Raw genomic sequence first — 20874 nt, forward strand, 5'->3', positions numbered from 1 at the left:
AGCCCGGTCCCTCAACAGGACCAGGCTCTTATTGTTCAGCTTGCTTGCTAAATCCGGAAGATTTCATCCCCGGGATTGCTGAAATTCATCACCCCGCCAGTTCCACCGTAACCTGCTCCACCAGCTTCTCCGGCTTAGCCGTATTCCTCGAACGGCAGTTCATAAACTCCACATCTTCCCCGTTCTCCACATAAAAGGCCGGTCCATCGTGGTTCTCAATACTGACCTGCTGAAACTGCACATCGCGGACATTGCCCAGGTAGAAGCCCCGGCGCTGCATATTCTCCATGCCTGTCATCATATCGGGATGGCCGGGCACCGCATGCTCCGCCATCGAAATGTAAATATTAGTGAAGGTAATTTCCGATACATACTGCTCGGCAAGCCCATACAGGAATCCCGCCGCAGCGTGGACATTGCGGGCCGTAATATTGGCATAATGAATCCGCCGGAACTGCGGGGTCTCCTCCGTCACCGGATACGGGTTCTTGTCCCAGACATATTTCTCCTTACCCCGCGGCCCGCAGAAATAATACAGGTTAAGCGTGAAGGGACAGATGACATCCTCCATCACAATGTTGCTGACACGGATATCTTCAATGATCCCGCCGCGCCCTCTCCTCGATTTCATGCGGATGCCGCGGTCCGTCTGCTTGAACACACAATTGCTGATCGTCACGTTACGGATATCGCCGCTCATCTCACTGCCCAGCACCACCGCTCCGTGGCCGTGGACCATGACGCAGTTCGTAATCGTGATATTCTCGCAGGGAATCCGCTCCTTGGTGTCCTCGGTGCCTGCCTTGATGGCAATGCAGTCATCGCCCACATCGATGTGGCAGTTGCTGATGCGGACGTCACGGCAGGACTCTGGATTAATGCCATCCGTGTTCGGCGAATCCGCCGGATTCAGGATGGACAGATTATCGATCATTACATTGCTGCAGCCGATCGGATTCACGGTCCAGCTCGGAGAATTGATCAGCTGGACATCCCTGATCGTTACCCGGCTGCAGTTGTCGAAGCCGATTAATCTCGGGCGGGGATACTCCAGCTCTTCCGGGTGGTTCCGGTGCTTCTCCCACCATGGCGCACCGTTTCCATTGATCGTCCCGCTGCCTGTGATGGAGACGTTGGTCAGACCCGCTCCATATATGCAGGCCGCGTGCACCTCCTGCTTCACCCCTTCCCACCGTGATTCCACGGCCGGGTAATCCGCAGGATCGGTACTGAAGGACAATACCGCTCCCGCACTTAAATGCAGCTGAATGTTGCTGCACAGGCGCACTGCACCTGTCACAAATGTACCGGCCGGAACATACACCGTGCCTCCGCCGGCGCTGTACGCCGCCCAGATGGCGTCCGCAATCGCTGCCGTTGCCGGAACCCCGCTGTCCCGGAGCGCTCCGTAATCCGCAATATTAAACACTGTGCGCCTCCTTTCTACTAATCCACTGCTGGTCCAGGCCGTCTCAAGCTTTGCTTCGCTTTCCGCTGGATACAGCCACTTCAAACTCCACTACGATTCTGCCGGACCCGCCGCCAGCCTCAAACGCTGCTACACCCTTGCCGGATACAAATCCTGCATCTCCACACAGGCCATTACCAGTGCCCCTACTCCGTGCAGGTCATTGCTGACCTTAGGACGGGTTATATAGTTACGGTAATCCCCTGCTGAGGTCCCGATGCAGATATCCGGCAGAATCAGCCGGTCCTGCTCATCCCACTGCAGCACCTGAATTAAGCCTTCGTAGCCTTTCCGTGCCGCAGCTGCCGCAGCGACTTGAGCCTCTGCCGGCATGATTCCCAGCTTCACTGCTTTGGCAATCGTGTAGACGAACAGGCAGGAGCCGGAGGTTTCCAGCCAGTTATCCGGCTCATTCCCCTTATCGACCACCTGATACCACAGGCCGCTCTGCGGGTCCTGATAGCGGATAAGTGCCTGCACGAAGCCGCTAAGTTCAGCGGCAAGCTCTGCGCGGCCAGGCTCCTCTACCGGCAGCTCATCCATGAACTGTGAGAGCGCCAGCCCGTACCAGCCGAGTGACCGGCTCCAGAACTCCGGCGAGCAGCCGGTTTGCGGATTCGCCCACGGCATACGGCGGCTCTCATCCCAGGCATGGTAGAGCAAGCCGGTAGTCTCGTCTTTCATATATTTGCGCATCAGACGCTCCTGATGCAGTACCGCTGCGCGCAGGCTTTCTTCTCCATAGGCATTCGCATACTTCAGAGAGAAAACCCCGGCCATATACAGCCCGTCAAGCCACATCTGGTTCGCATATTTGTCCTTATGCCAATAACCGCCTTCGGAGGTCCGGTTCAGCGTCAGCAGCAGATTACGGAGCTTGGCCGCAGCCTCCCGGTACTTCTGCTTCCCGGTCCGTTCATGCAGCGTGAAGAGCAGCAGCCCCGCCTGTACAGCATCCAGCTCATCCCGGGCAAAATAGAAATTGCCGTATTCATCCACCAGATCATCCACATACTGCTGGATGTACTCCATATAGCGCTCCTCGCGGACAGCCTCCCACAGCAGCTCCATTCCGCATAGAAACACGCCTTGGTGATAATGCCAGCGGTGCGCAGGCGGAAGCTCCCCCGCTTGATACGTATCCATCAAAGAATCACAGGCCTTTTGCGCCCATTCTAAAGGTGTTTGCGGCAGACTGCCTATCATTGTTATACCCCTTTCATATTTCAGAATACCCGGCCTGCCCTCAGCATCAGCCCTTCATAGAGCCCAGCATCGCGCCTTTGGCGAAATGCTTTTGCAGGAACGGATACACCATCAGAATCGGCAGCGTGGCTACCACGATAACAGCCATTTTGATCGTCTGATCCGGCGGCGGCACCGATCCATCGAGCGTTGCACTGTGATCCATCCCGCTGGCCAGCACGACAATCTGTCTCAGCAGGACCTGAATCGGCCACTTGGCGCTGTTATCCAGATACAGAATGGCGCTCATATAAGTGTTCCAATACGTCACCGCATAGAACAGGGAGATGGTGGCAATCGCCGGCAGCGATAGCGGCAATACGATTTTGAACAGAATGCCGAAGTCATTGCAGCCGTCGATTTTGGCCGATTCCTCCAGCCCTTCAGGAATGTTCTGAAAGAAGTTCTTCAGGATAATCATATTGAAAGCACTGATTGCCGATGGGAGAATTAATGCTGAATACGAGTCGATCAGGCCCAGCTCTTTGACCACCAGGAACGTTGGAATCATTCCACCGTGGAACAGCATCGTGAACACCACTAGGAAGTTAAATACCCGGCGTCCGTCCAGATCCCTGCGGGAGAGACCGTAAGCCATCAGCGACGTGATGAACATACTGAACAAAGTCCCTATAAGCGTTACCCCGATGGACACACCCAGGGCTCTGAAGATTGTATTCGTTGAGAAAATAAATTTGTAGGCCTCCAGGCTCCACACTTTCGGAATCAGTACAAATTTGTTGGCTGCCAGCTCTGCGCTGGTTGTGAAGGACCCTGCTACTACATGGACAAAGGGAAGCACCGTTACCAGCGCGATGATGGCAAGCAGTGTAAAGTTGACAGCGGAGAATATTCTGCCGCTAATCGTACGGTCTTCTACCATTTCAATTCCTCCTGCGGCATTTTAATAAACGCCTTCTTCTCCTATTTTCTTGGATACCTTGTTGACGGTCACCACCATGATTAGACCCACAATCGACTTGAAGAAGCCGATGGCTGTACTATAGCTGAACTGCCCTTGCCGCAGGCCGGCGGTGTAGACATACGTATCGATAATTTCCGCAACTTCCCGGTTCATGGAATTGAGCAGCAGGTAGACATGTTCGAATCCAAGATCGAGAACGGAACCGATTTTCAGAATAAACAGGGTAATAATGACTCCGCGGATCGCCGGCAGTGTGATATGCCAGACTTGTCTGAGCCTTCCGGCTCCGTCCATACGCGAAGCTTCATAGAGTCCGGGATCGATCGCAGCGATGGAAGCCAGATAAATAATCGTACCCCAGCCCGCTTCCCGCCAGATGACCTGAATGATGTACATCGGTCTGAACCAGCCGGGACTCAGCAGGAAATTGATTTTGGAGAATCCGAAGTAAGCCAGCAATTCGTTGATAATCCCCCCGTCCATCGTCACCATGACGAAGGAAATCGAGACGACGATAACCCAGGACATGAAGTGAGGCAGGTAGACCAGGGTCTGGAAGAATCTTTTGAAGAAAGTGCCTCTGAGTTCATTGAGCATCAGGGCCAGGATAATCGGAATCGGAAAATAAATCAGAATATTCATCCCGAACAGAATCAGGGTATTCCCCAGAATGTTCAGGAAATCAGGTTCGGTGAACAGCCGGCTGAAATGCTTCATTCCAACCCACTCGCTCCCTGTAATCCCTTGGTAAGGCTTGTAATCCTGGAAGGAGATAATCAGCCCGTACATCGGTAAATATTTGAAGACAATGAAATACAGCACTCCGGGGATCAGCATCACATAGAGTAATTTATTTCTCCACAGCCTTTTCTTAAGCTCGCTGCTGCTCTTATAGCTCTTAGGCTTCGGTTCGGGAACTACACGGGGCTGGGCGGTAACTTCCTGCATGATTCTCTTCCTTTCTCTGTAAATTCTTCTATATTTGAAAAAAAAGGCTGCCGAAGCGCTAACCCGGGGCAGCCTTCTTTCATGTGGTCAGCCTGCAGTCAAAGCTGCTGCGTTCTGATTATTTTTTGTACGCGGCGTTATATTCTTCGATGATTTGGGCCCCGCCCCGGCTCTTCCAGTTCTCGACTTCTTTCTCGAATCCGGCTTTATCGAGCTGACCGTACATGTATTTATAAGTGGCATCCGTAATGATCTGCTGAAGCTCAACGCCCTTGGACGTATAGGTTGCCGAATCGAGTGCCGCCGTAGGATCTGCGACCCCTACCTTCACATTCTCCAGCACCAGCTCTTCCGCATGAATGCGGCCCGGCAGCACGTTCAGACTCTGATACATGCCGTTCGTTTCGTATTCGCCGATTACGCTGTCTTTGAAGCCTTTGACTTCGCGTTCGATCAGCTCTTTATTGTCTGTAGCTTTGGCCTTGCCGTCCTCAACGGTATAGTGTGTTCCTTCAATCCCCCAGTACATCAGGTTGGCCACTTCAGGGGTCATCATTTTGTCAAAGAAGGCCAGGATCTTCTTCAGCTCTGCCTCATCCTTAACCGCTGATTTCGGGAACAGCACTACGTTGTTATAGCCTGGAATCATCCACTGGGCGAACTTGCCGTCAGGTCCGGCCACCATACTGTGTGTGTCCAGCACAGCATCCGGAACGTTCTTGATCAGGTCCTTGTTCAGGGAATCGATATCCTGCATGGAACCGCCGATATACAGTCCTGCTTTGCCGCTGGTGAACATATTTACCGCATCCGTTTTACTGGTTGCTGCAAAGTCCTGATTCATGTATCCGCCGTCACGCAGGTTTTTGAAGAAATCCATGGTGTCGAAGTACTGCGGGAAGGTGAATTCCGGTGCCAGCTGGCCGTCCTTCTCCGCCCAGTTGTTCGGTGTGCCGAACCAGGAAGAGACGGTTTTGAATGCGCCGTACACCAGCTCATTGCGGTCAACAAGTCCGATCGTATCCTTTTTCCCGTTGCCGTCAGGGTCCTGCTCCGTGAACGCTTTAGCCATTGTGAACAGTTCCTCTGTATTGGCAGGTGCTGCAAGTCCCAGCTTATCCGCCCAGTCCTTACGGTAGATAATCCCCTGACGGGCCAGCGGACGGCCGATATACAAGGTGTACAGCTTACCGTCTACCTTGGTGTTACCCAGGATTTCCGGTTTCAGCTTATTCAGGTTAGGGAATTCGCTAAGGAGCGGCCCGATCTCCCAGAACTGTCCGTCCTTGATCGCTTCCTTCATCTGCAGGAAGGTCGTCTGATTCTTCAGATACGTAACCTGTGGCAGTGAGCCCGTGGCGAAGGAGGAGTTCAGCTTCTCTTCATACGTATCTGCCGGGAAAAATTGATAGGTCAGCTTCGTATTCGTCAATTTCTCCACTTCCGTCTTGATCGTGTCCGGCGGAGTATCTGTCGTGTTCAGCGGGAGCATGATTTTGATTTCTGTCGGTTTCTCCGGCTCTGCTGCCGGTTCTGTTGCCGCCGTGTTGGTCCCGGTGCTGGTGCCTGGATCTTTGGTTGCCGCCGCCTCATTATTGTTGTTGCCGCCGCAGGCGGACAGCATGCTGAGTGTCAGCAGTGAGCTGAGGAGCAAGGTGAAGGATTTTTTCGTCATTCCTTTTTGACCTCCGTTTAACTTGTATTGGTTACAAGCCTCACATTACAGTTCATGGAGGATTACGAATACAATCATTTCCTCATAAAGGCTCGCTGGGGCTGGGGGTGTGGGTTAATGATTATCGTGTGATTGGGGGGATATACATTGAAAGGAGCTTAGTTGGAACGGTGAAGCTGAGGGGTAACCAGTGGAGCTGAGAGTACGGCAGGACTTGGGAGCGGCGGCGGGCGGGACTGCGTGAGCTTTGGACTTCCGGCCGCTGTTAGGTTTGGATTTCTTGATTCGGACCGCTGCTTGCGGTAGAAATCCATACCTAAAGGCGGACGCTATCGCTCCTACAGCTCCAAACCTCCCTCCGTCCCTTTCTGCCGCTCTAAGGGGTGCACTTCACTCCACGGATGGGGCCTTTCAATGTATATCCTTGAAAGGGGAGGCAAAGGAAAGCCCCGCCGCTGCCAGTATGCAGAGGGTTTGATTTAATTTGCGTTCGCGGTGGAAATCCGCAGACAGCTTATGCGTCCAATGCTAACCTAATCTCCATTTGTTTCAACTCTCAACATTAAAAAAGCAGTTCTTTGCACGCCAAAAAAACGGATACCCATTCGTTTTCGCAATTGGATAACCGTATTGGTATTGTTCACTCATCATAAAATATCTCTAAATTGAAAACCCGGTTATTATTTGCTGTTTTGCTCCACAAACGATTTGAGAAGACTTTCTTTATCCGCATTTTCCTTTTTCCAGTTTGTAAAATCATCTTGAGATTCATTATCAGTAAGATAATCCAATGCAGGAGCTAATTCTTTTTGTCCTTCTTCAATTTTTTGTGATATATAGGGAATTGCAGGTGTTCCCAAATCCTTTAATTTATTGACTTTTTCATTGTCACTAATGCCTTCATTTGATATTGAGTCTACTTTATCAGGAATCTCCTTTACATGGGCTGTATACTTTGCTGAAAAATCCTTCGCAGTTTCCCAATTCACTTCTTTTCTAAGATCAATTTTAGATATCTTCTCAATAGCAATTGCGTAAATATATTCAATTAAACCGCTCTGTTGCGAATTGTCCAACATGTTTTTGAGATAATCCCAGGAATTGAGTAAACATATCCAAAAGGACTACCTGAGTAACCCATTTGACTTAAGTAAGTATCCACTTGGGACTGCGTTGCAGTTTCACTGTTCCATGGCCAGACCCGTGGAGAGGATCTATGCTCTTCCGCCGTATCAAACAGCAGGGGAGCGTACATCAGGTTCTCCATAATATGGCGGGCAATTCTCTGAATGCAGTCCAGCTTGTCCAGATCTGCACAGCGGAGCAGCAGCGGACCAATTCTACGCCAGTGAAGAACCTTCGATAATGTAATTATCTATACACAAATCATAGAAGAAGCCTTCCTCCTGCCCTATAGCCTGAGTGATCCGGTCAAGCTGCTGCATCGCAATAAGCTGGTGCCCATGAACGATATTACTAAGTGTCCCGGAATGAAGCTGGGAGCGCTTGGCGAAATTGGGTTATCGTCAAAGCTTCTGGGTGGACAAGCTAAATATGTACATTTATCAATTAATCTCGCTAGCCCGCGCCTGAGCCTCCGCCTCCATATATTCCTGGATAATCATACTGCCGCCGCTGGTCTGCCATTTCTCGACCTCACTGGCGAAGCCGTCCGCATCGATCTTGCCCAGAATATAATTATAGGTAGCATCCACGATAATGGCTGACAGCTCGGCGTTCTTCTCATCATAAGTAGCGGAGGTTAAACGTACTGTCGGGTCATCGACCAGGAACTGCTCATTATCCTGGCTGAGCTGGTCGGCAAGGGCCGTCAGCTGCTCCTTCTGCGCGACCTCCATAATATTATTGTTGCCGATATCGGCAATCATCAGGGAATAGAGCGGATTCACCTCGAATACGCGCAGCTGGGAGGTTTCCTCTGGAAGGATCACCTTCCCCTCCCCATCGAGCTGATAATGCCGGCCCTCGAAGCCGTACACCATCAGGTTGGCTACATCCTTATCCATCGTACGGTCAAAGAACCCGAGTACCTGTTTCAGTTCCTGCTCTGTGGCAATGGCTTTTTTGGAGAAAAGATACAGGCCGTTGTACTTGGGAATCGACCATACCTTGTACCCGTCCGGCCCCTTGATCCGGTTAATGAGGGTAAGCTCCGCCTTGGGGTTAATGGCCTTGGCCTCAATGGAGAGCCGCTGCACGTCTGTCATACTCCCGATGAATATCCCTGCCGTCCCGCGGATGAACTTATCCCGCTGTACCTCCTTGCTCGTCAGGGCGAAATCCTGGTTGATAATCCCCTCGTTATATAATTTGCGCATGAAATTCATGGTGTCCATGTATTCAGAGGTGGCGAATTCCGGAATGAACCGGTTGTTCTCAATCTTCCAGTTATTCGGCGTGCCGAAATAGGAGCTTAACGTCTTGAATACCCCGTACACCAGGTCATTCCGGTCTACCAGTCCGAGGGTATCCGCTTTGCCGTTCCCGTCCGGATCATTATAGGTGAACTGCTTCATCACCTCGTACAGCTCATCCAGTGTCCCCGGGTGACTCAGGTGCAGATGCTCCAGCCAGTCCTTACGGATAATAATTCCCTGCCTGGAAGCGGGTCTTTCCGTATAGAGGCCATAAATCCCCCCGTCCACTGTGGTCTGCTTAAGGATAGAAGCATCCAGCTGGCGCAGATTCGGGAACTCCTCCAAGTACGGGCCAATCTCCCAAAAAGCGTCGGAACGGATCATATTCTTGACCGGATTATAATCGGTGAATTTGACAAATGTAACTTTGCCGAGGGCACCGTTGGTCAGCGCCGTATTCATTTTGTCCGTGTATACGCCCTCCGGCACCCAGGTAATATTCAGCTGCGTTCCGGTCAATCTCTCAATCTCGGCGATAAGATCCTTGGAAGGCGTTTGCGGGAAATGCAGCGGTGCCAGAATCGAGATAGACGGTTTCTCCCCGGAAGTATCTGAAGGGGTAGAGTTATCCTCACTGCAAGCGCTTAACAAACTGAACGAGAGTAATAGACTTAAGCAGCATACAAGAGTCACCTTCCTGCCCGCCATTCCTTTGAACATTTCATAACCTCCCAAAATCGAAATATTTATATACATTAAGGCCCTATTTATTGAATAATTTAGTATGTAGAGAGATTATTAGAGAAAATGATTATTGCGGCACCAGATGATTATTGTTATTATCCTTCGTGATGCATACACTTAAAGCAGCGATTACGACTACTTCATGCAAAGGTGCTGAACCCGGTGAAACATTTAAGCTTTCTGAGTAAATTAACGATGTTCGCTTTTGCCATCAGCATCCTGCCGGTGCTGTTCATTGGTTCTTTCTCTTATTTCACATCCTCCAAGGAAATTCAAAAAAATGTTAACAAAAGCAAAATGGAACTTATTTTACAAATTACCTCAAATGTAGAACATAAGCTTACCACTGTCAACCAGACCTTGAATCAGGTAGTGAACTCCTCTGTGCTGAAAAAAGCGCTCAATAACCCGCTAAATGTAACCGATTTCATTTTATATAATGACATAAGAAATGAAATCCGCAACATGCAATCTTTCGATACGAAGCTGGAGGATGTCATTCTATTAAATCAGCGGCAGAACTGGATGATCAAGAATTCCGGACTCTACCGCCTGAATGAATACCAGAATTACGAGCAGCTCACGAACCTGATGAATATTCAAGGCACATCGTCCTGGGTGCTGAATCCCTCCTCCCTGTTCTACAGCGAAGAGAGTATTAACGTTACCGGCTGCAATTACAGCATCAGCCTGATTAAGAAGCTCCCTACCACCAAGCTCCAGAAATACGGGCTCGCCATGGCCAATATTCCCGCCTGCAGTCTCCAGGATTTCATCAACTCCGATGTGCAGCCGCTGGACAGCATTATTATGCTGGACGAATCCGGTCGGATTCTGCTCCATCCTGATCGTAACCTGATCGGCCAGCCCGCCGAAGCAGGGGGATTCACGGGCTTCCAGCGGATTGCCGCAGCAGCCGAGCCCTCAGGGCAATTCAAAACCGAAATCAACAAAGAAGATTATTCCATAACCTATATGCGCTCCCCGCTCAACGGATGGATCTACCTGTCGGTAACTTCCATTGAGAGTCTGACCCGTGAATCCGGCAAAATCGGCACCTATACGGTAGTTGTCTGTACGTTCATGCTGCTGCTGTCTGTGCTGCTGGCGTGGCTGGGCTCCCGGCGTATGTACACTCCGATCGAACGGCTGCTGAATCAGATGGGACAGCGCCGTCCGGGCCTGCGGGCAAGGCATACGGATGAATTCCAGCTCATCGGCGAGCAGGTGCATTCCCTGTTCCAATCCAAATCACAGCTGGAGAAAGAGGTCAGCCAGTACATCGGGCAGGTGCGGACCTTCTTCCTGATTCAGGCCTTTCAGGGCAATCTGAGGAAACGTGAGCTGCTGGAGGAACTGGAGCAATACGGGTACCGCAAGCAGGTGGAGGAATGGAAGACGATGGCTGTCATTACGCTGAGCATCGACTTCTCCGAGGAGAGCAGCTATGAGAAAAAGGATCTCAATCTGCTGTTATTCGCGGCGCATAATATGACCCAGGAATTGGTATCGGAGGATAACAGGCTAACCCCTGTGATGATGGGGCATGCCCTGGCGACCGTAATTGGCAGCAGTGACGGCAATACGGAATCTTTTCACCGTACGCTCTATGCCTTGACGGAGAAGCTGCAGCAGGAGATTAATAATTACCTGAAGCTGCAGGTCAGCATCGGGCTTAGTCTGCCGTTCCACTCTTTTGATAAAATGTCCATTGCCTACAGGGAAGGCCTGGAAGCCTTGAAGCACCGGATCACGCTCGGCAAAGGCATCATCATCCAGTACGAGAACATTAACTCCGGCAAACATTATCTCAATCTGAACTACCCTACCCATACCGAAAATGACCTGATGGATGCCATCAAGCTGGCGGACTGCGATAAGGCGAAGGAATTGCTGCATAAGCTGTTCAAGTGTATATTCGCGCTGGGGCTCTCACCGCAGGAATACCAGATTCCGCTGACGCGGCTGCTGAACAATACGCTCATTATGATGCAGGAATCGGGGATTACGCTGAATCAGATCTATCATGCCAACGGTTCATTGTTCGAAGAGCTGACGGATCTGCATATTGTTGCGGAGATTGAAGACTGGTTCTGGACCATCGTCATCCAGCCGGTCATCGCCATCTTCCACAGCAGGCAGAATGCCCAGTATCATAACATCTCCGAGAAGCTGATCGACATCGTCCAGCATGAGTATGACAAGGATCTAACGCTGGAGGAATGTGCTTCCCGGCTGCATTATAACGCCAACTATATCAGCAGTGTGTTCCGTAAGGAGACCCAGTATTACTTCAGTGACTACCTTACAATGTACCGCTTCAAAATGGCGAAGAAATGGCTGGAGGAAACCGATATGCCGGTGAAGGATATCGCCTCACGACTCAGATACAACAATTCGCAGAACTTCATCCGCTCCTTCCGCAAGCAGGAGGGGATGACTCCCGGCCAATACCGCGACAACTTCAGCTCGAGGCCTAAGGCTGTGCCCGATGATTATTAAAGGCAGGGCCCCCAGGCGCGGATTTGGGCTTACGTGATTTTTTTGACCGGATAAAGAACGTAATAAGTACGCCCAGAATCAGCAGGAGGCCGCCGCCAGCGATCGCAATATTCCTGATATCCGGCACGTATACAGCCAGACGCAGCGGCTCGGAATCCGCAAGTGAAATATGCCACGTCAAGGTATTGCCGTCTTGTTCCGCCGCATTATTAGGCCCGTACAGATCATAGGGAATCGTTAATTTGAAATCCACGGAGAAGGTCCCCATCAGCAGCCGCACAAGAGATTTAGGCACGCTTAAGCTGCCGATGCCATCAATAATTTCATCCGAATAGGCGTTCAGCTTAGGCTGGGCCACTACATCGTAACGGGTATACAGCCATCTGTCCGTCTGCCCGACCTCCGCCTCCACTATATCGAGACTGCTGCCGCTGGACTGCAGCTCCTCGATCGAAGCATAGGATTTCAGAAACTGATATTCTGTAGATTTACCGCTTGCCGTTTTGTTCAGCTCAATCCCTGCGGCCGCGAGCCTTGTGGTCAGGAGCTCCTCTATTTTACCGCTGACCAGCTTCTCCGCCCGGGAATCCAGCAGCAGACTGAAGGCCAGATCGAGAGAACCGTTCTTCTTCACCGTCATATGGGCCGTTCCCTGCGCGCAGCCTGTGAGCAGCAGCACAAGCATCATCATCATTAGTATAGTCTTAACTTTAAATCCGTTCAAACCCTGTTCTTTCAACCACTATCCCTCCATCCGCTGCCTGTTGCTATTGCTTAACCGAACCGGCTAGAGGCGAATCTCCTATCATCCGGAAGGTCACAGTTTAGCTTACCATATGCTCCTGTTGGGAGAAAAGCAAGATTAGCCTCAAGCTTATAAAAGCCCCCGGCCTGTGGTCATCCGTGGCTGGGGGCTTTTTGCGTGCAACAAGCAGTTATTTTTTCAAATGATAAGGCACAGTAGTGATAATTACATTTCTGCGGTACAGCAGGTGCGCGCGGATCAGGAGGCTGGATTGGTTATGCAGGATGTTATGCCAGCCTTTCTTCGGAATGAATTGCGGAACGATTACAGTAACCTGATAATTCGATTCGCTTGCTTTGCGCTGGACGGTATCGATGAACTTGGTCAGCGGATGAATGATACTGCGGTAAGGCGAATACAGCGTCACCAGCCGCACCTCGGGATGGAATTTCTTCCACTTCTCCTCGAATATCACGTCATCCTCCCGTTCAAACGGAATGTGTACCGCAATAATCTGTTCAGCGCCCAGTGATTTGGCATACCGCAGGGAATTCTCCACTACATGCGTAATTCCGGCCACCGGCAGAATAATGATATTCCCTTCAATTGCGAGCGGTGGCTCACCGCAGGTTGTAATCCGAAGCTGATCAGCCACCGATTCATAATGCTTGTGGATGCGGTAGAAGAACAGGATAATCAGCGGCAGGAAGACCAGCACCGGCCAGATTTGCGGGAATTTGGTCAAGAAGAACATAATAGTAACAATGAAGCTGATGAGTGCCCCGGTTGTGTTGATGATCAGCTTGGGCAGCCAGCCCTCCGGCTTCTGCCGGATCCATTTAACCATCATGCCGGTCTGTGAGAGCGTGAAGGGGATGAACACCCCTACCGCATACAGAGGAATCAGATGCTCGGTCCGCCCCTTAAAAGCAATGATCAGAATAATCGACAGGACACCGAGGCTGAGAATTCCGTTAGAGTAGCCCAGCCGGTCGCCGCGGACCGTGAACATCCGGGGAATGAATTTATCCTTGGCCAGATTCACGGCCAGCAGCGGAAACGCTGAATATCCGGTATTGGCGGCCAGGATCAGAATGAGTGCCGTGGTCCCCTGAACGAAGAAATACATGAAGTTCCGTCCGAAGACCTGCTCGGCAATATCGGAAACCACCGTAACCTCTTCCCGTGGAGCAATTCCGTAATAATAAGCCAGGAAGACAATCCCTGAGAATAACAGCGCCAGAAGTATGCCCATCGAAGCCAGTGTCTTGGCCGCATTGTTCGGAGCCGGCGCCTTGAAGTTAGGAATGGCATTCGATATGGCCTCCACACCTGTCAGCGCGGAGCTCCCTGAAGAGAATGCCTTTAGGAGGAGGAACAAGCTGACTCCGGCCACCGGCGTACCCAGGGAGGTATGAAGTTCAGCCGGTACATTGCCGGTCACAATGTTGAACAAGCCAAGCCCGATCATAATGAATAGTGCTAGGACGAACAGATAGACCGGATAAGCCAGGAAAGAGGCCGATTCCGTAACGCCCCGCAAATTCAGTGTCGTAATCAGGAGAACAAAGATGATGGCAATAATCACATTATAAGAATGAAGACTGGGAAAAGCAGAAGTAATGGCATCCGTTCCGGCCGATACACTTACTGCCACGGTCAATATGTAGTCCACCAGCAGGGAGCCGCCAGCCACAAGCCCCGGATATTTGCCTAGGTTCTCCTTGGATACCATATACGCTCCGCCGCCTTGGGGATAGGCAAAAATAATCTGCCTGTAGGAGAGAATCAGCGCCGTCAGCAGTACAAGTACTCCTGCTGCAATAGGAATCGAATACCAGAATGCGGCTGTACTGATCGTAATCAGAACCAGCAGAATCTGCTCGGGACCGTAAGCAACCGAAGACAAGGCATCCGAGGATAGAATGGCAAGAGCTTTGGTTTTGTTTAATTTCTGTTCACCCAGTTGCTCCGACTTCAGCGGCCGTCCAATCAGGAATCTTTTTACCGAAGACTTCATCAGCTCACCCGACTTTTTTTAGGTTTATATTACCCACAGAAAATAAAAAATAATCTGCGTCCCTTATTATACGCTTCTGCGGCAAAAACGGATGATTTTCTTATCACGCTTCCTCTTGGGCTTTCTCTTGGGCTTTCTCTTGAAGCTTTCCTTCGCTACAGCCAGTCCTCTTTAAGCAGCATTCGCAGCGTTTCTACGTGGTCTTTGCCAATTTCGGCTGCAATCTCCGCTTCAATGCTTTGCTTGATCTTCTGCATACTCCTGCAGACCTTAGCGCCACGCGGAGTGAGTACAATCTGCTTGTCACGGCTGTTCCCTTCCTTGGAGGCAGTATCTACATAGCCCTCAGTGAGCAAATTGTTGATCGTTTTTTGCGTCCCCTGGCGGGAAAATGCTGATCAGTCTGCTAATCTCCGAAATGGACAGCATGCTATGCAGCTCAAGCAGGGTGTTCAGCAGGCCATCTCCTCATGGCTTTGCCGAACACCCTTTTCCGGGATTAACGCTATGAATTATTTATTAGGTGCCTGCCCCGCAGCTGTACACTGCCGCCAGTAGAATAGAAGGTTGTGCATCCAGAAGGATACGCAGGTTCTTCAGGCTGCTGATTCACCCGGTACTGCCTTTGTCGGAGCCCTGCTCTATGAGATCAGCCGGCTTGCCCAGCGGCACAAACATGCCAAGCCCTCCTAATACCTTAATCCGCTTGCCCTTAAATTCCGTCTCAAATACCCTGACAATTCCATAATCGGATACCACAGTTCCTTCATTGATCATCCGTTCACCAAACAGTGATAGACCGAGTCCCATTAACGGATTGGCCCCGCTTGCTCTTTCCGATACCTTGTCCAGCACCCAGCTCTTATATCTTTCCTCGGAGGGCTTGGTTGCAGACATTACTCCGCACAGCACCAGAATCGCTGCTGCAGCATACACCAGCATCTTCTTCGCCTGCTTCTTCATAAGCTACAACCTCCGCCACTTTCCTAGCAGACTGTAGACTACCGGAATGAACACCAGAGTCAGCAGCGTCGAGGTACTGAGCCCGCCGATCACAGATATAGCCAGACCTTTGGAGATTACGCCTGAGCCTGACTGGGACAGGGCCAGCGGAATAAGGGCACACACCGTGGCCAGTGCCGTCATTACGATCGGACGAACGCGAACTACGCAGGCTTCCATCACAGCTTCAGTAATCGCCATGCCTGAACGGCGGTTGGTCTCAATTCTCTCCAGCATGACTACGGCATTGGTAACCACAATCCCGATGAGCATGAGCATGCCGATCATTCCGCTCATGGACAGAGATTCTCCGGCCAGATACAGCGCACCAAGTGAGCCAAATGGAACAAACAGCAGCGAAGACAGGATGACCACCGGAGTGATACATCCGCCGAACGTAATGAACAGAACTATAAATACCAGTACAACCGCAAGAAGCATTGCCGTTCCCAGGTCCTTGAAGCCGTCCTGCATCAGCTTCTGGCCGCCTCCAACTTCCCAGCTTACGCCGTCCGGCAGGGACAGGGCTGCCATATCTCCTTTCAGTTCCTTGGTCACAGTTCCGATTTCCTCACCGCTGCTCATGGCTGTCAGCTTCACAGCCAGTTTACCATTCTGATGCTGAATGGTAGCAGGAACCTCTATCACCTCAGCCTCCGCAAGATCTCCCAGCAACGCCGGACCGGACGCGGTAGCAACCTTTATACCCATCAGCGCTTCAGCACCCGCGACATCCTGATTGTAACGAAGAGTGGTCTGATAATGCTGATCCTCCAGATTCAATATGCCTATGGATACCGGCTGCAGCCGGTCTTTGACCTGCTGATAGATTAGCCCGGGACTTACACCTTTTTGCCGGGCGGTATCCTTAAGTGTCAATGTATACTCGTTCTGAAGCTGCGCTGCCGAGGTCGACTGATTCTTCAAATCAGACTTCTGCTCCATCATATCGTAAGCCTGCGCCGAGGCAGCAAGCAGATCGGTCATACTCTCTCCGGACAGAATCACCTCCACATTGCTGCCCGAAGGCGGTCCATCCTTCACAAGCTCATCTATGGTTACACTGGCTGCGGGATACCCGGTTTGCACCAGTGCCGGAAGGCTCTGCTCCAGTTCTTCACGGATACTCTGCATTTCACTTTCACTGCTAAGTCCTACTTGTAATTCAGCGGTATAATCTCCTGTTTTATTTTGCTGCAGCCTTTGAACATTTCCTGATGAGCCTACGAAGGCCTGGACGTATTCCACCTGCTCCATCTTCGTTAACTGCTCCTCCACTATCCGGGCCATAGCATCAGTCTGCTCCAGGGATGCAGTCACCGGGAGATCCAGCCGGATCTTAAGTGCCTGTGAAGCTTCAGAGGGTAAAAAGGATTTGCTTATCGACGACGCAAAAAAGACAGAACCGGCGAGCATTGCCAAGGCTACCAGTAGTACCATTGCCTTGTGAGCTACCGCCTGCTGCAGGAGCCGGGTATATCCTTTGCTGAGGCGGGTGGATTCGCTGTGCTCCGGCAGCTTCTTGAACAGGAGCGCTGCCAGGACAGGAATCAATACGAAGGCAATCAGGAGTGACAGCAGAATGGACACAACGACAGCCAGAGAGAAGGGACGGAAGAATTCCCCGACAATACCCTTCACAAAAGCCAGCGGCACAAATACTACAACGGTTGCTACAGTGGAGGCTGTAACCGCGCCGGCCACCTCTTTGACGGCATGCACCAGAATCTCCGTCCGGCTCTTGTCCGGTTCCTTGCGCAGCCAGCGGAAGATATTCTCTATGACCACTATGCTGTCATCGACAATACGGCCGACAGCCACAGCCATACCGCCCATCGTCATAATATTAAGCGAATAGCCCATACTGTCCAGCACGATAATTGTCCCCATAATGGACAGCGGTAAGGAAATTACCGCAATCAGCGTCGCTCTGATATTGCGGAGGAACAGGAGAATGACCACGATGGTAAACAGGGCACCAAATGCGCCTTCATGCAGAAGGGATTGGACCGATTCCGTCACATCCGCTCCCTGATCGACGATCGTATTGGATTCGAAGGAGACTGTGCTATGGAACGCCTCCAGCTGCTCCTTCACCTGATCCACCACTTCAGCTGTATTGCTGTCCTGGGTTTTGTATACATCCAGCAGTACGGCAGGCTGCCCGTTATAACGGGCAATATTGGCCGCCAGCTCCGTTTCGGTAATTGTGGCAATATCCCGCAGGCGCAGACCCGGTGTAGTTTTTGAGGGAAGCGGCGTATTCTGCAGCGCAGCAAGATCCGCCACCCGGCCCTCCAGATTCACCACAGCTTTGCCGTTCTGCTCGGCAAGAGTGCCCAGCGGCAGGATATATTCCGACTGCTTCAATCCTGTGCTGATATCGGACAGTATGATTCCGCTGGCGGCAGCCTTGGCTTCATCAACGCTGATGACAAGCTGCCGTTCCGACAAGCCGCTGGCATCCACCGAACTGACCCCATCCACCCGGCCAAGCTCCGGCAGAAGGGAAGCAGTAATCTGCTGCTGCAGTCCGGCAGCATCGGCAGAAGCCAGTGCTACCTGGTACACCGGTCTGGCATCAGTGGATATCCGCTTGTATGCCACTGATGCACCTTCAGGAAGTCCCAGCTTCGCTACGGCGCTTTCCACCTCCTGCTCCAGCTTATTCATATCGGTTCCAAATTCATAGGAAGCCTGAATAATGACACCGCCCGCAGACGTTTGGCTGGTTAAGGCATCATAGGGCTGCAAATTTCCTATTGTACTCTCAACAGGCATAGTAATATCACGTTCTATTTCTTCTGCTGAATGATTAAGATGCTTGACCTGTATCACAAGGGCTGGCATCTCCACATTCGGATATTTCTCCTGCTGTATGCCAAAGGCCGACAACACACCGGATACGACCAATGCCAGAGTGAGCATAATTACAGAAGAACGGTTTCTCAATATAAATCGCCACAAGCTATTCATGAAGATTTCTCTCCTTTCGGTTTGAAATCTATCTTAGAATGCTATTGTGTCCTGAGAATGTCCTGCTGCAGCATAACTGTCACAATCGTTCCTTCACCTGAGCGGCTCTGAACAGCAATGGTGCCTCCATGCAGCTCCACGATCTTGCGTACAATTGACAATCCCAGCCCGCTGCTCTTCACTGATCGGTCTCTGGACTTGTCCCCCATGTAGAACCGGTCAAAGATGCGGGGCAGATCCTCCTCACTGATCCCCTGTCCGTTATCGCGGAAGACTACGGTTACTTGTCCCGCCGCTTCCTCTGCGCTGACGGATATCTCCCCGCCGGACGGCGTATATTTCACGCTGTTGGACAGGAGATTATGCCAGACCTGCTCCAGCTGATGCTCATCACCAGCAATTCGTACGGGCTGCAGGTCAGACAGATTAATCTCCAGGGATTTGCCCAGCCACTGGGGCTGCAAAGAAAGGAATACCTTGCGTATCTGCTGGTCCAGCTCGTACTCCCGGACATTCAGCGGACTCTGCATACTCTCTAGTGCAGACAGATGCAGCAGCTTGCTGCTTAACTGGGCCAGCCTGCCGCTCTCCTCTTCAATAATATTCAAATAACGGCGGTTCTGCTCTTCAGGCAGCCGGTTATCGCGGATGGCCGCCGCGAAGCCTTTGATTGAAGTCAGCGGAGACTGAATTTCATGGGATACATTGGAGACAAACTCCTTGCGCAGCTGCTCCACCTGGCTGAGCTCAGCGCTCATCCTGTTGAAGCTCCGGGCCAGCTCCCCGATCTCGTCCTGCCGCTTGTCCGGCACCCGCTCCTCGAAATGACCCTCCGCAATGCGTGTAGTCATTACCGTAAGCCTTTTAATAGGCTTCACCAGCCAGTGAATGGCAATTACATACAGCATGCTGCCGATGAACAGCGCCAGGGCCAACGCCAGAATAAGTGAATTCTTAAGCCGCAGCAGCGCCCCTTTGTACAGGGGTTTCAGAAACAGGGCATATCTATGGCCGTTCATTTCAAAAGGCAGCCCAATGGTCCGTGTACTCTGGATACCCCGTTTGGAGAAATCAAACCGGTGAACGCCCCCGTTCAGCACCTTCTCCACATCTTCCGGGCTGGCAAAGCTCTCCGCCTTGGCTATACCCAGGAATCTCTCCGACCCGTCGCTCCCAAAAAGCACACCCTGTGAGCGCATCGTATAGATTTGCGGCAGCAGTTCATTCCAGTCACCAGTCCGGTTGGACTTATACAGCTCAATCATGGATTTGCCGGACTGGATCAGATCATCCTCCAGCTCATGAAATATCCGGTCTTCATTCACGTTATAGCTGACCACAAAGGCCACAGACAGGCTCACAGCCACCACAATGATAAAGGTTACGATTACGCGGACGTATAGCGTCTTAATCATCGGCGGCTCCTGTCAGCCTGTAGCCCAGGCCGCGGATCGAAGCAATTTCGAACGGCGGCGGGTCGCCTGCGAATTTTTTGCGGAGCTTCTTCACATGTGTATCAATCGTCCGGTCGCTGCCATCAAATTCAAGCCCCCATATATCACTGATCAGCTGCTCTCTGGAAAAGACTTGGCCCGGGCTGCTGACCAGCTTGAACAACAGTTGAAATTCCTTAAGCGGCAGCGTGACGTTTACACCGTTCCAGACTGCTTCCATAGTCCGTATATCCAGTTTTACGCCGCCAACAGAGGCCAGACCTGTCTCGTTGACCTTGGATCTGCGCAGAATGACCTTGACCCGCAGGATCAGCTCTCTAAGATCAAACGGCTTTACTACGTAATCATCCGTGCCCAGCTGAAATCCTTTCACCCGGTCCTCGCTTTCCCCCTTGGCCGTCACCATCAGCACCGGCATATCGTAACGCTCACGGATTTCCCTGCACAGCTCCCAGCCGTCTTTACCGGGCATCATAATATCGATAATGGCAAGCTGGAAGGAATGCCTCTCCATAAGGCCGGAGGCTTCGTTGCCGTCTGCTGCCTGAACTACTTTGTAACCCTCCATCGATAAATACAGCTCAATCAGTTCCCTGATATGGGCATCATCGTCAACAACCAGAATTGAAATCATCCGCTGCCCCTCTCCGCCTCTGCCTCTGCCTCCAGAAGCTAATCATTCACAATATTATAGTGGATTCCCGTTGTAGAATGCACCTAAGATATTATATTTGAACAATCCAGTCATTCCCTGCTGTATTCATCACAGACATATGGGTATAGTGCATAATA

Annotated in this window: 15 protein-coding genes; 1 reads left to right on the forward strand and 14 read right to left on the reverse strand. The window is 51.4% G+C overall.

Annotated features, from left to right (window positions below):
* Nucleotides 1-88: 88 nt before the first annotated feature.
* From R50912_RS27780 to R50912_RS27810, 7 genes are all read right to left on the reverse strand, one after another.
* The gene (locus R50912_RS27780) at nucleotides 89-1429 is read right to left on the reverse strand and encodes a glycoside hydrolase family 28 protein (RefSeq protein WP_042239537.1); all 1341 of its coding nucleotides are present in this window, start codon (nucleotides 1427-1429) and stop codon (nucleotides 89-91) included.
* A gap of 129 nt (nucleotides 1430-1558) precedes the next feature.
* Entirely contained in the window at nucleotides 1559-2674 is a 1116-nt protein-coding gene (locus R50912_RS27785) for a glycoside hydrolase family 88/105 protein (protein WP_042239538.1), read from the reverse strand.
* Nucleotides 2675-2720: 46 nt separating this feature from the next.
* A complete protein-coding gene (locus tag R50912_RS27790) occupies nucleotides 2721-3596 on the reverse strand; it encodes a carbohydrate ABC transporter permease (protein WP_042239540.1) in 876 nt (291 codons plus the stop codon).
* Between the two features lie 21 nt (nucleotides 3597-3617).
* Nucleotides 3618-4586, reverse strand: a complete 969-nt coding sequence (locus R50912_RS27795; protein ID WP_042139871.1) for an ABC transporter permease — start codon at nucleotides 4584-4586, stop codon at nucleotides 3618-3620.
* A gap of 118 nt (nucleotides 4587-4704) precedes the next feature.
* Complete coding sequence (locus R50912_RS27800) at nucleotides 4705-6261, reverse strand: extracellular solute-binding protein (RefSeq protein WP_042239542.1); 1557 nt, start codon at nucleotides 6259-6261, stop codon at nucleotides 4705-4707.
* A 680-nt stretch (nucleotides 6262-6941) separates the two neighbouring features.
* The gene (locus R50912_RS27805) at nucleotides 6942-7340 is read right to left on the reverse strand and encodes a hypothetical protein (protein ID WP_052416729.1); all 399 of its coding nucleotides are present in this window, start codon (nucleotides 7338-7340) and stop codon (nucleotides 6942-6944) included.
* Nucleotides 7341-7826: 486 nt separating this feature from the next.
* A complete protein-coding gene (locus tag R50912_RS27810) occupies nucleotides 7827-9359 on the reverse strand; it encodes an extracellular solute-binding protein (protein ID WP_052416730.1) in 1533 nt (510 codons plus the stop codon).
* 186 nt (nucleotides 9360-9545) lie between these two features.
* Here R50912_RS27810 and R50912_RS27815 point away from each other — a divergent pair, with 186 nt between their 5' ends.
* Nucleotides 9546-11885, forward strand: a complete 2340-nt coding sequence (locus tag R50912_RS27815) for an AraC family transcriptional regulator (RefSeq protein ID WP_042239543.1) — start codon at nucleotides 9546-9548, stop codon at nucleotides 11883-11885.
* Here R50912_RS27815 and R50912_RS27820 read toward each other — a convergent pair.
* From R50912_RS27820 to R50912_RS27850, 7 genes are all read right to left on the reverse strand, one after another.
* Nucleotides 11860-12624 carry a DUF3153 domain-containing protein gene (locus R50912_RS27820; RefSeq protein ID WP_042239544.1) on the reverse strand — a complete coding sequence of 255 codons (765 nt, stop codon included), beginning with the start codon at nucleotides 12622-12624 and terminating at the stop codon, nucleotides 11860-11862. The genes R50912_RS27815 and R50912_RS27820 overlap by 26 nt on opposite strands.
* Before the next feature lie 196 nt (nucleotides 12625-12820).
* Nucleotides 12821-14650, reverse strand: coding sequence for an APC family permease (locus R50912_RS27825; RefSeq protein WP_042239546.1), 1830 nt, complete (start codon nucleotides 14648-14650; stop codon nucleotides 12821-12823).
* Between the two features lie 155 nt (nucleotides 14651-14805).
* A complete protein-coding gene (locus tag R50912_RS27830; RefSeq protein ID WP_052416731.1) occupies nucleotides 14806-15006 on the reverse strand; it encodes a helix-turn-helix domain-containing protein in 201 nt (66 codons plus the stop codon).
* 253 nt (nucleotides 15007-15259) lie between these two features.
* Nucleotides 15260-15613 (reverse strand): hypothetical protein, encoded by a 354-nt coding sequence (locus R50912_RS27835; RefSeq protein WP_042239547.1) that lies wholly within the window; start codon nucleotides 15611-15613, stop codon nucleotides 15260-15262.
* A gap of 3 nt (nucleotides 15614-15616) precedes the next feature.
* Nucleotides 15617-18628 (reverse strand): efflux RND transporter permease subunit, encoded by a 3012-nt coding sequence (locus tag R50912_RS27840; protein WP_042239549.1) that lies wholly within the window; start codon nucleotides 18626-18628, stop codon nucleotides 15617-15619.
* A gap of 41 nt (nucleotides 18629-18669) precedes the next feature.
* Complete coding sequence (locus tag R50912_RS27845) at nucleotides 18670-20043, reverse strand: sensor histidine kinase (RefSeq protein WP_042239550.1); 1374 nt, start codon at nucleotides 20041-20043, stop codon at nucleotides 18670-18672.
* Nucleotides 20036-20716: a response regulator transcription factor gene (locus R50912_RS27850; protein WP_042239551.1), complete on the reverse strand. Its 681-nt coding sequence runs from the start codon at nucleotides 20714-20716 to the stop codon at nucleotides 20036-20038. Before R50912_RS27850 ends, R50912_RS27845 begins: the two co-directional genes overlap by 8 nt.
* Nucleotides 20717-20874 lie beyond the last annotated feature (158 nt).

Origin of the sequence: Paenibacillus sp. FSL R5-0912, assembly GCF_000758605.1 — a bacterium.
Taxonomy (GTDB): Bacteria; Bacillota; Bacilli; order Paenibacillales; family Paenibacillaceae; genus Paenibacillus_AQ.

Coding starts and splice junctions, on each gene's coding strand:
- R50912_RS27785 (WP_042239538.1), bottom strand. CDS start 2,674: ATGATAGGCAGTCTGCCGCAAACACCTTTAGAATGGGCGCAAAAGGCC.
- R50912_RS27790 (WP_042239540.1), bottom strand. CDS start 3,596: ATGGTAGAAGACCGTACGATTAGCGGCAGAATATTCTCCGCTGTCAAC.
- R50912_RS27795 (WP_042139871.1), bottom strand. CDS start 4,586: ATGCAGGAAGTTACCGCCCAGCCCCGTGTAGTTCCCGAACCGAAGCCT.
- R50912_RS27800 (WP_042239542.1), bottom strand. CDS start 6,261: ATGACGAAAAAATCCTTCACCTTGCTCCTCAGCTCACTGCTGACACTC.
- R50912_RS27805 (WP_052416729.1), bottom strand. CDS start 7,340: ATGTTGGACAATTCGCAACAGAGCGGTTTAATTGAATATATTTACGCA.
- R50912_RS27810 (WP_052416730.1), bottom strand. CDS start 9,359: ATGTTCAAAGGAATGGCGGGCAGGAAGGTGACTCTTGTATGCTGCTTA.
- R50912_RS27825 (WP_042239546.1), bottom strand. CDS start 14,650: ATGAAGTCTTCGGTAAAAAGATTCCTGATTGGACGGCCGCTGAAGTCG.
- R50912_RS27835 (WP_042239547.1), bottom strand. CDS start 15,613: ATGAAGAAGCAGGCGAAGAAGATGCTGGTGTATGCTGCAGCAGCGATT.
- R50912_RS27840 (WP_042239549.1), bottom strand. CDS start 18,628: ATGAATAGCTTGTGGCGATTTATATTGAGAAACCGTTCTTCTGTAATT.
- R50912_RS27845 (WP_042239550.1), bottom strand. CDS start 20,043: ATGATTAAGACGCTATACGTCCGCGTAATCGTAACCTTTATCATTGTG.
- R50912_RS27850 (WP_042239551.1), bottom strand. CDS start 20,716: ATGATTTCAATTCTGGTTGTTGACGATGATGCCCATATCAGGGAACTG.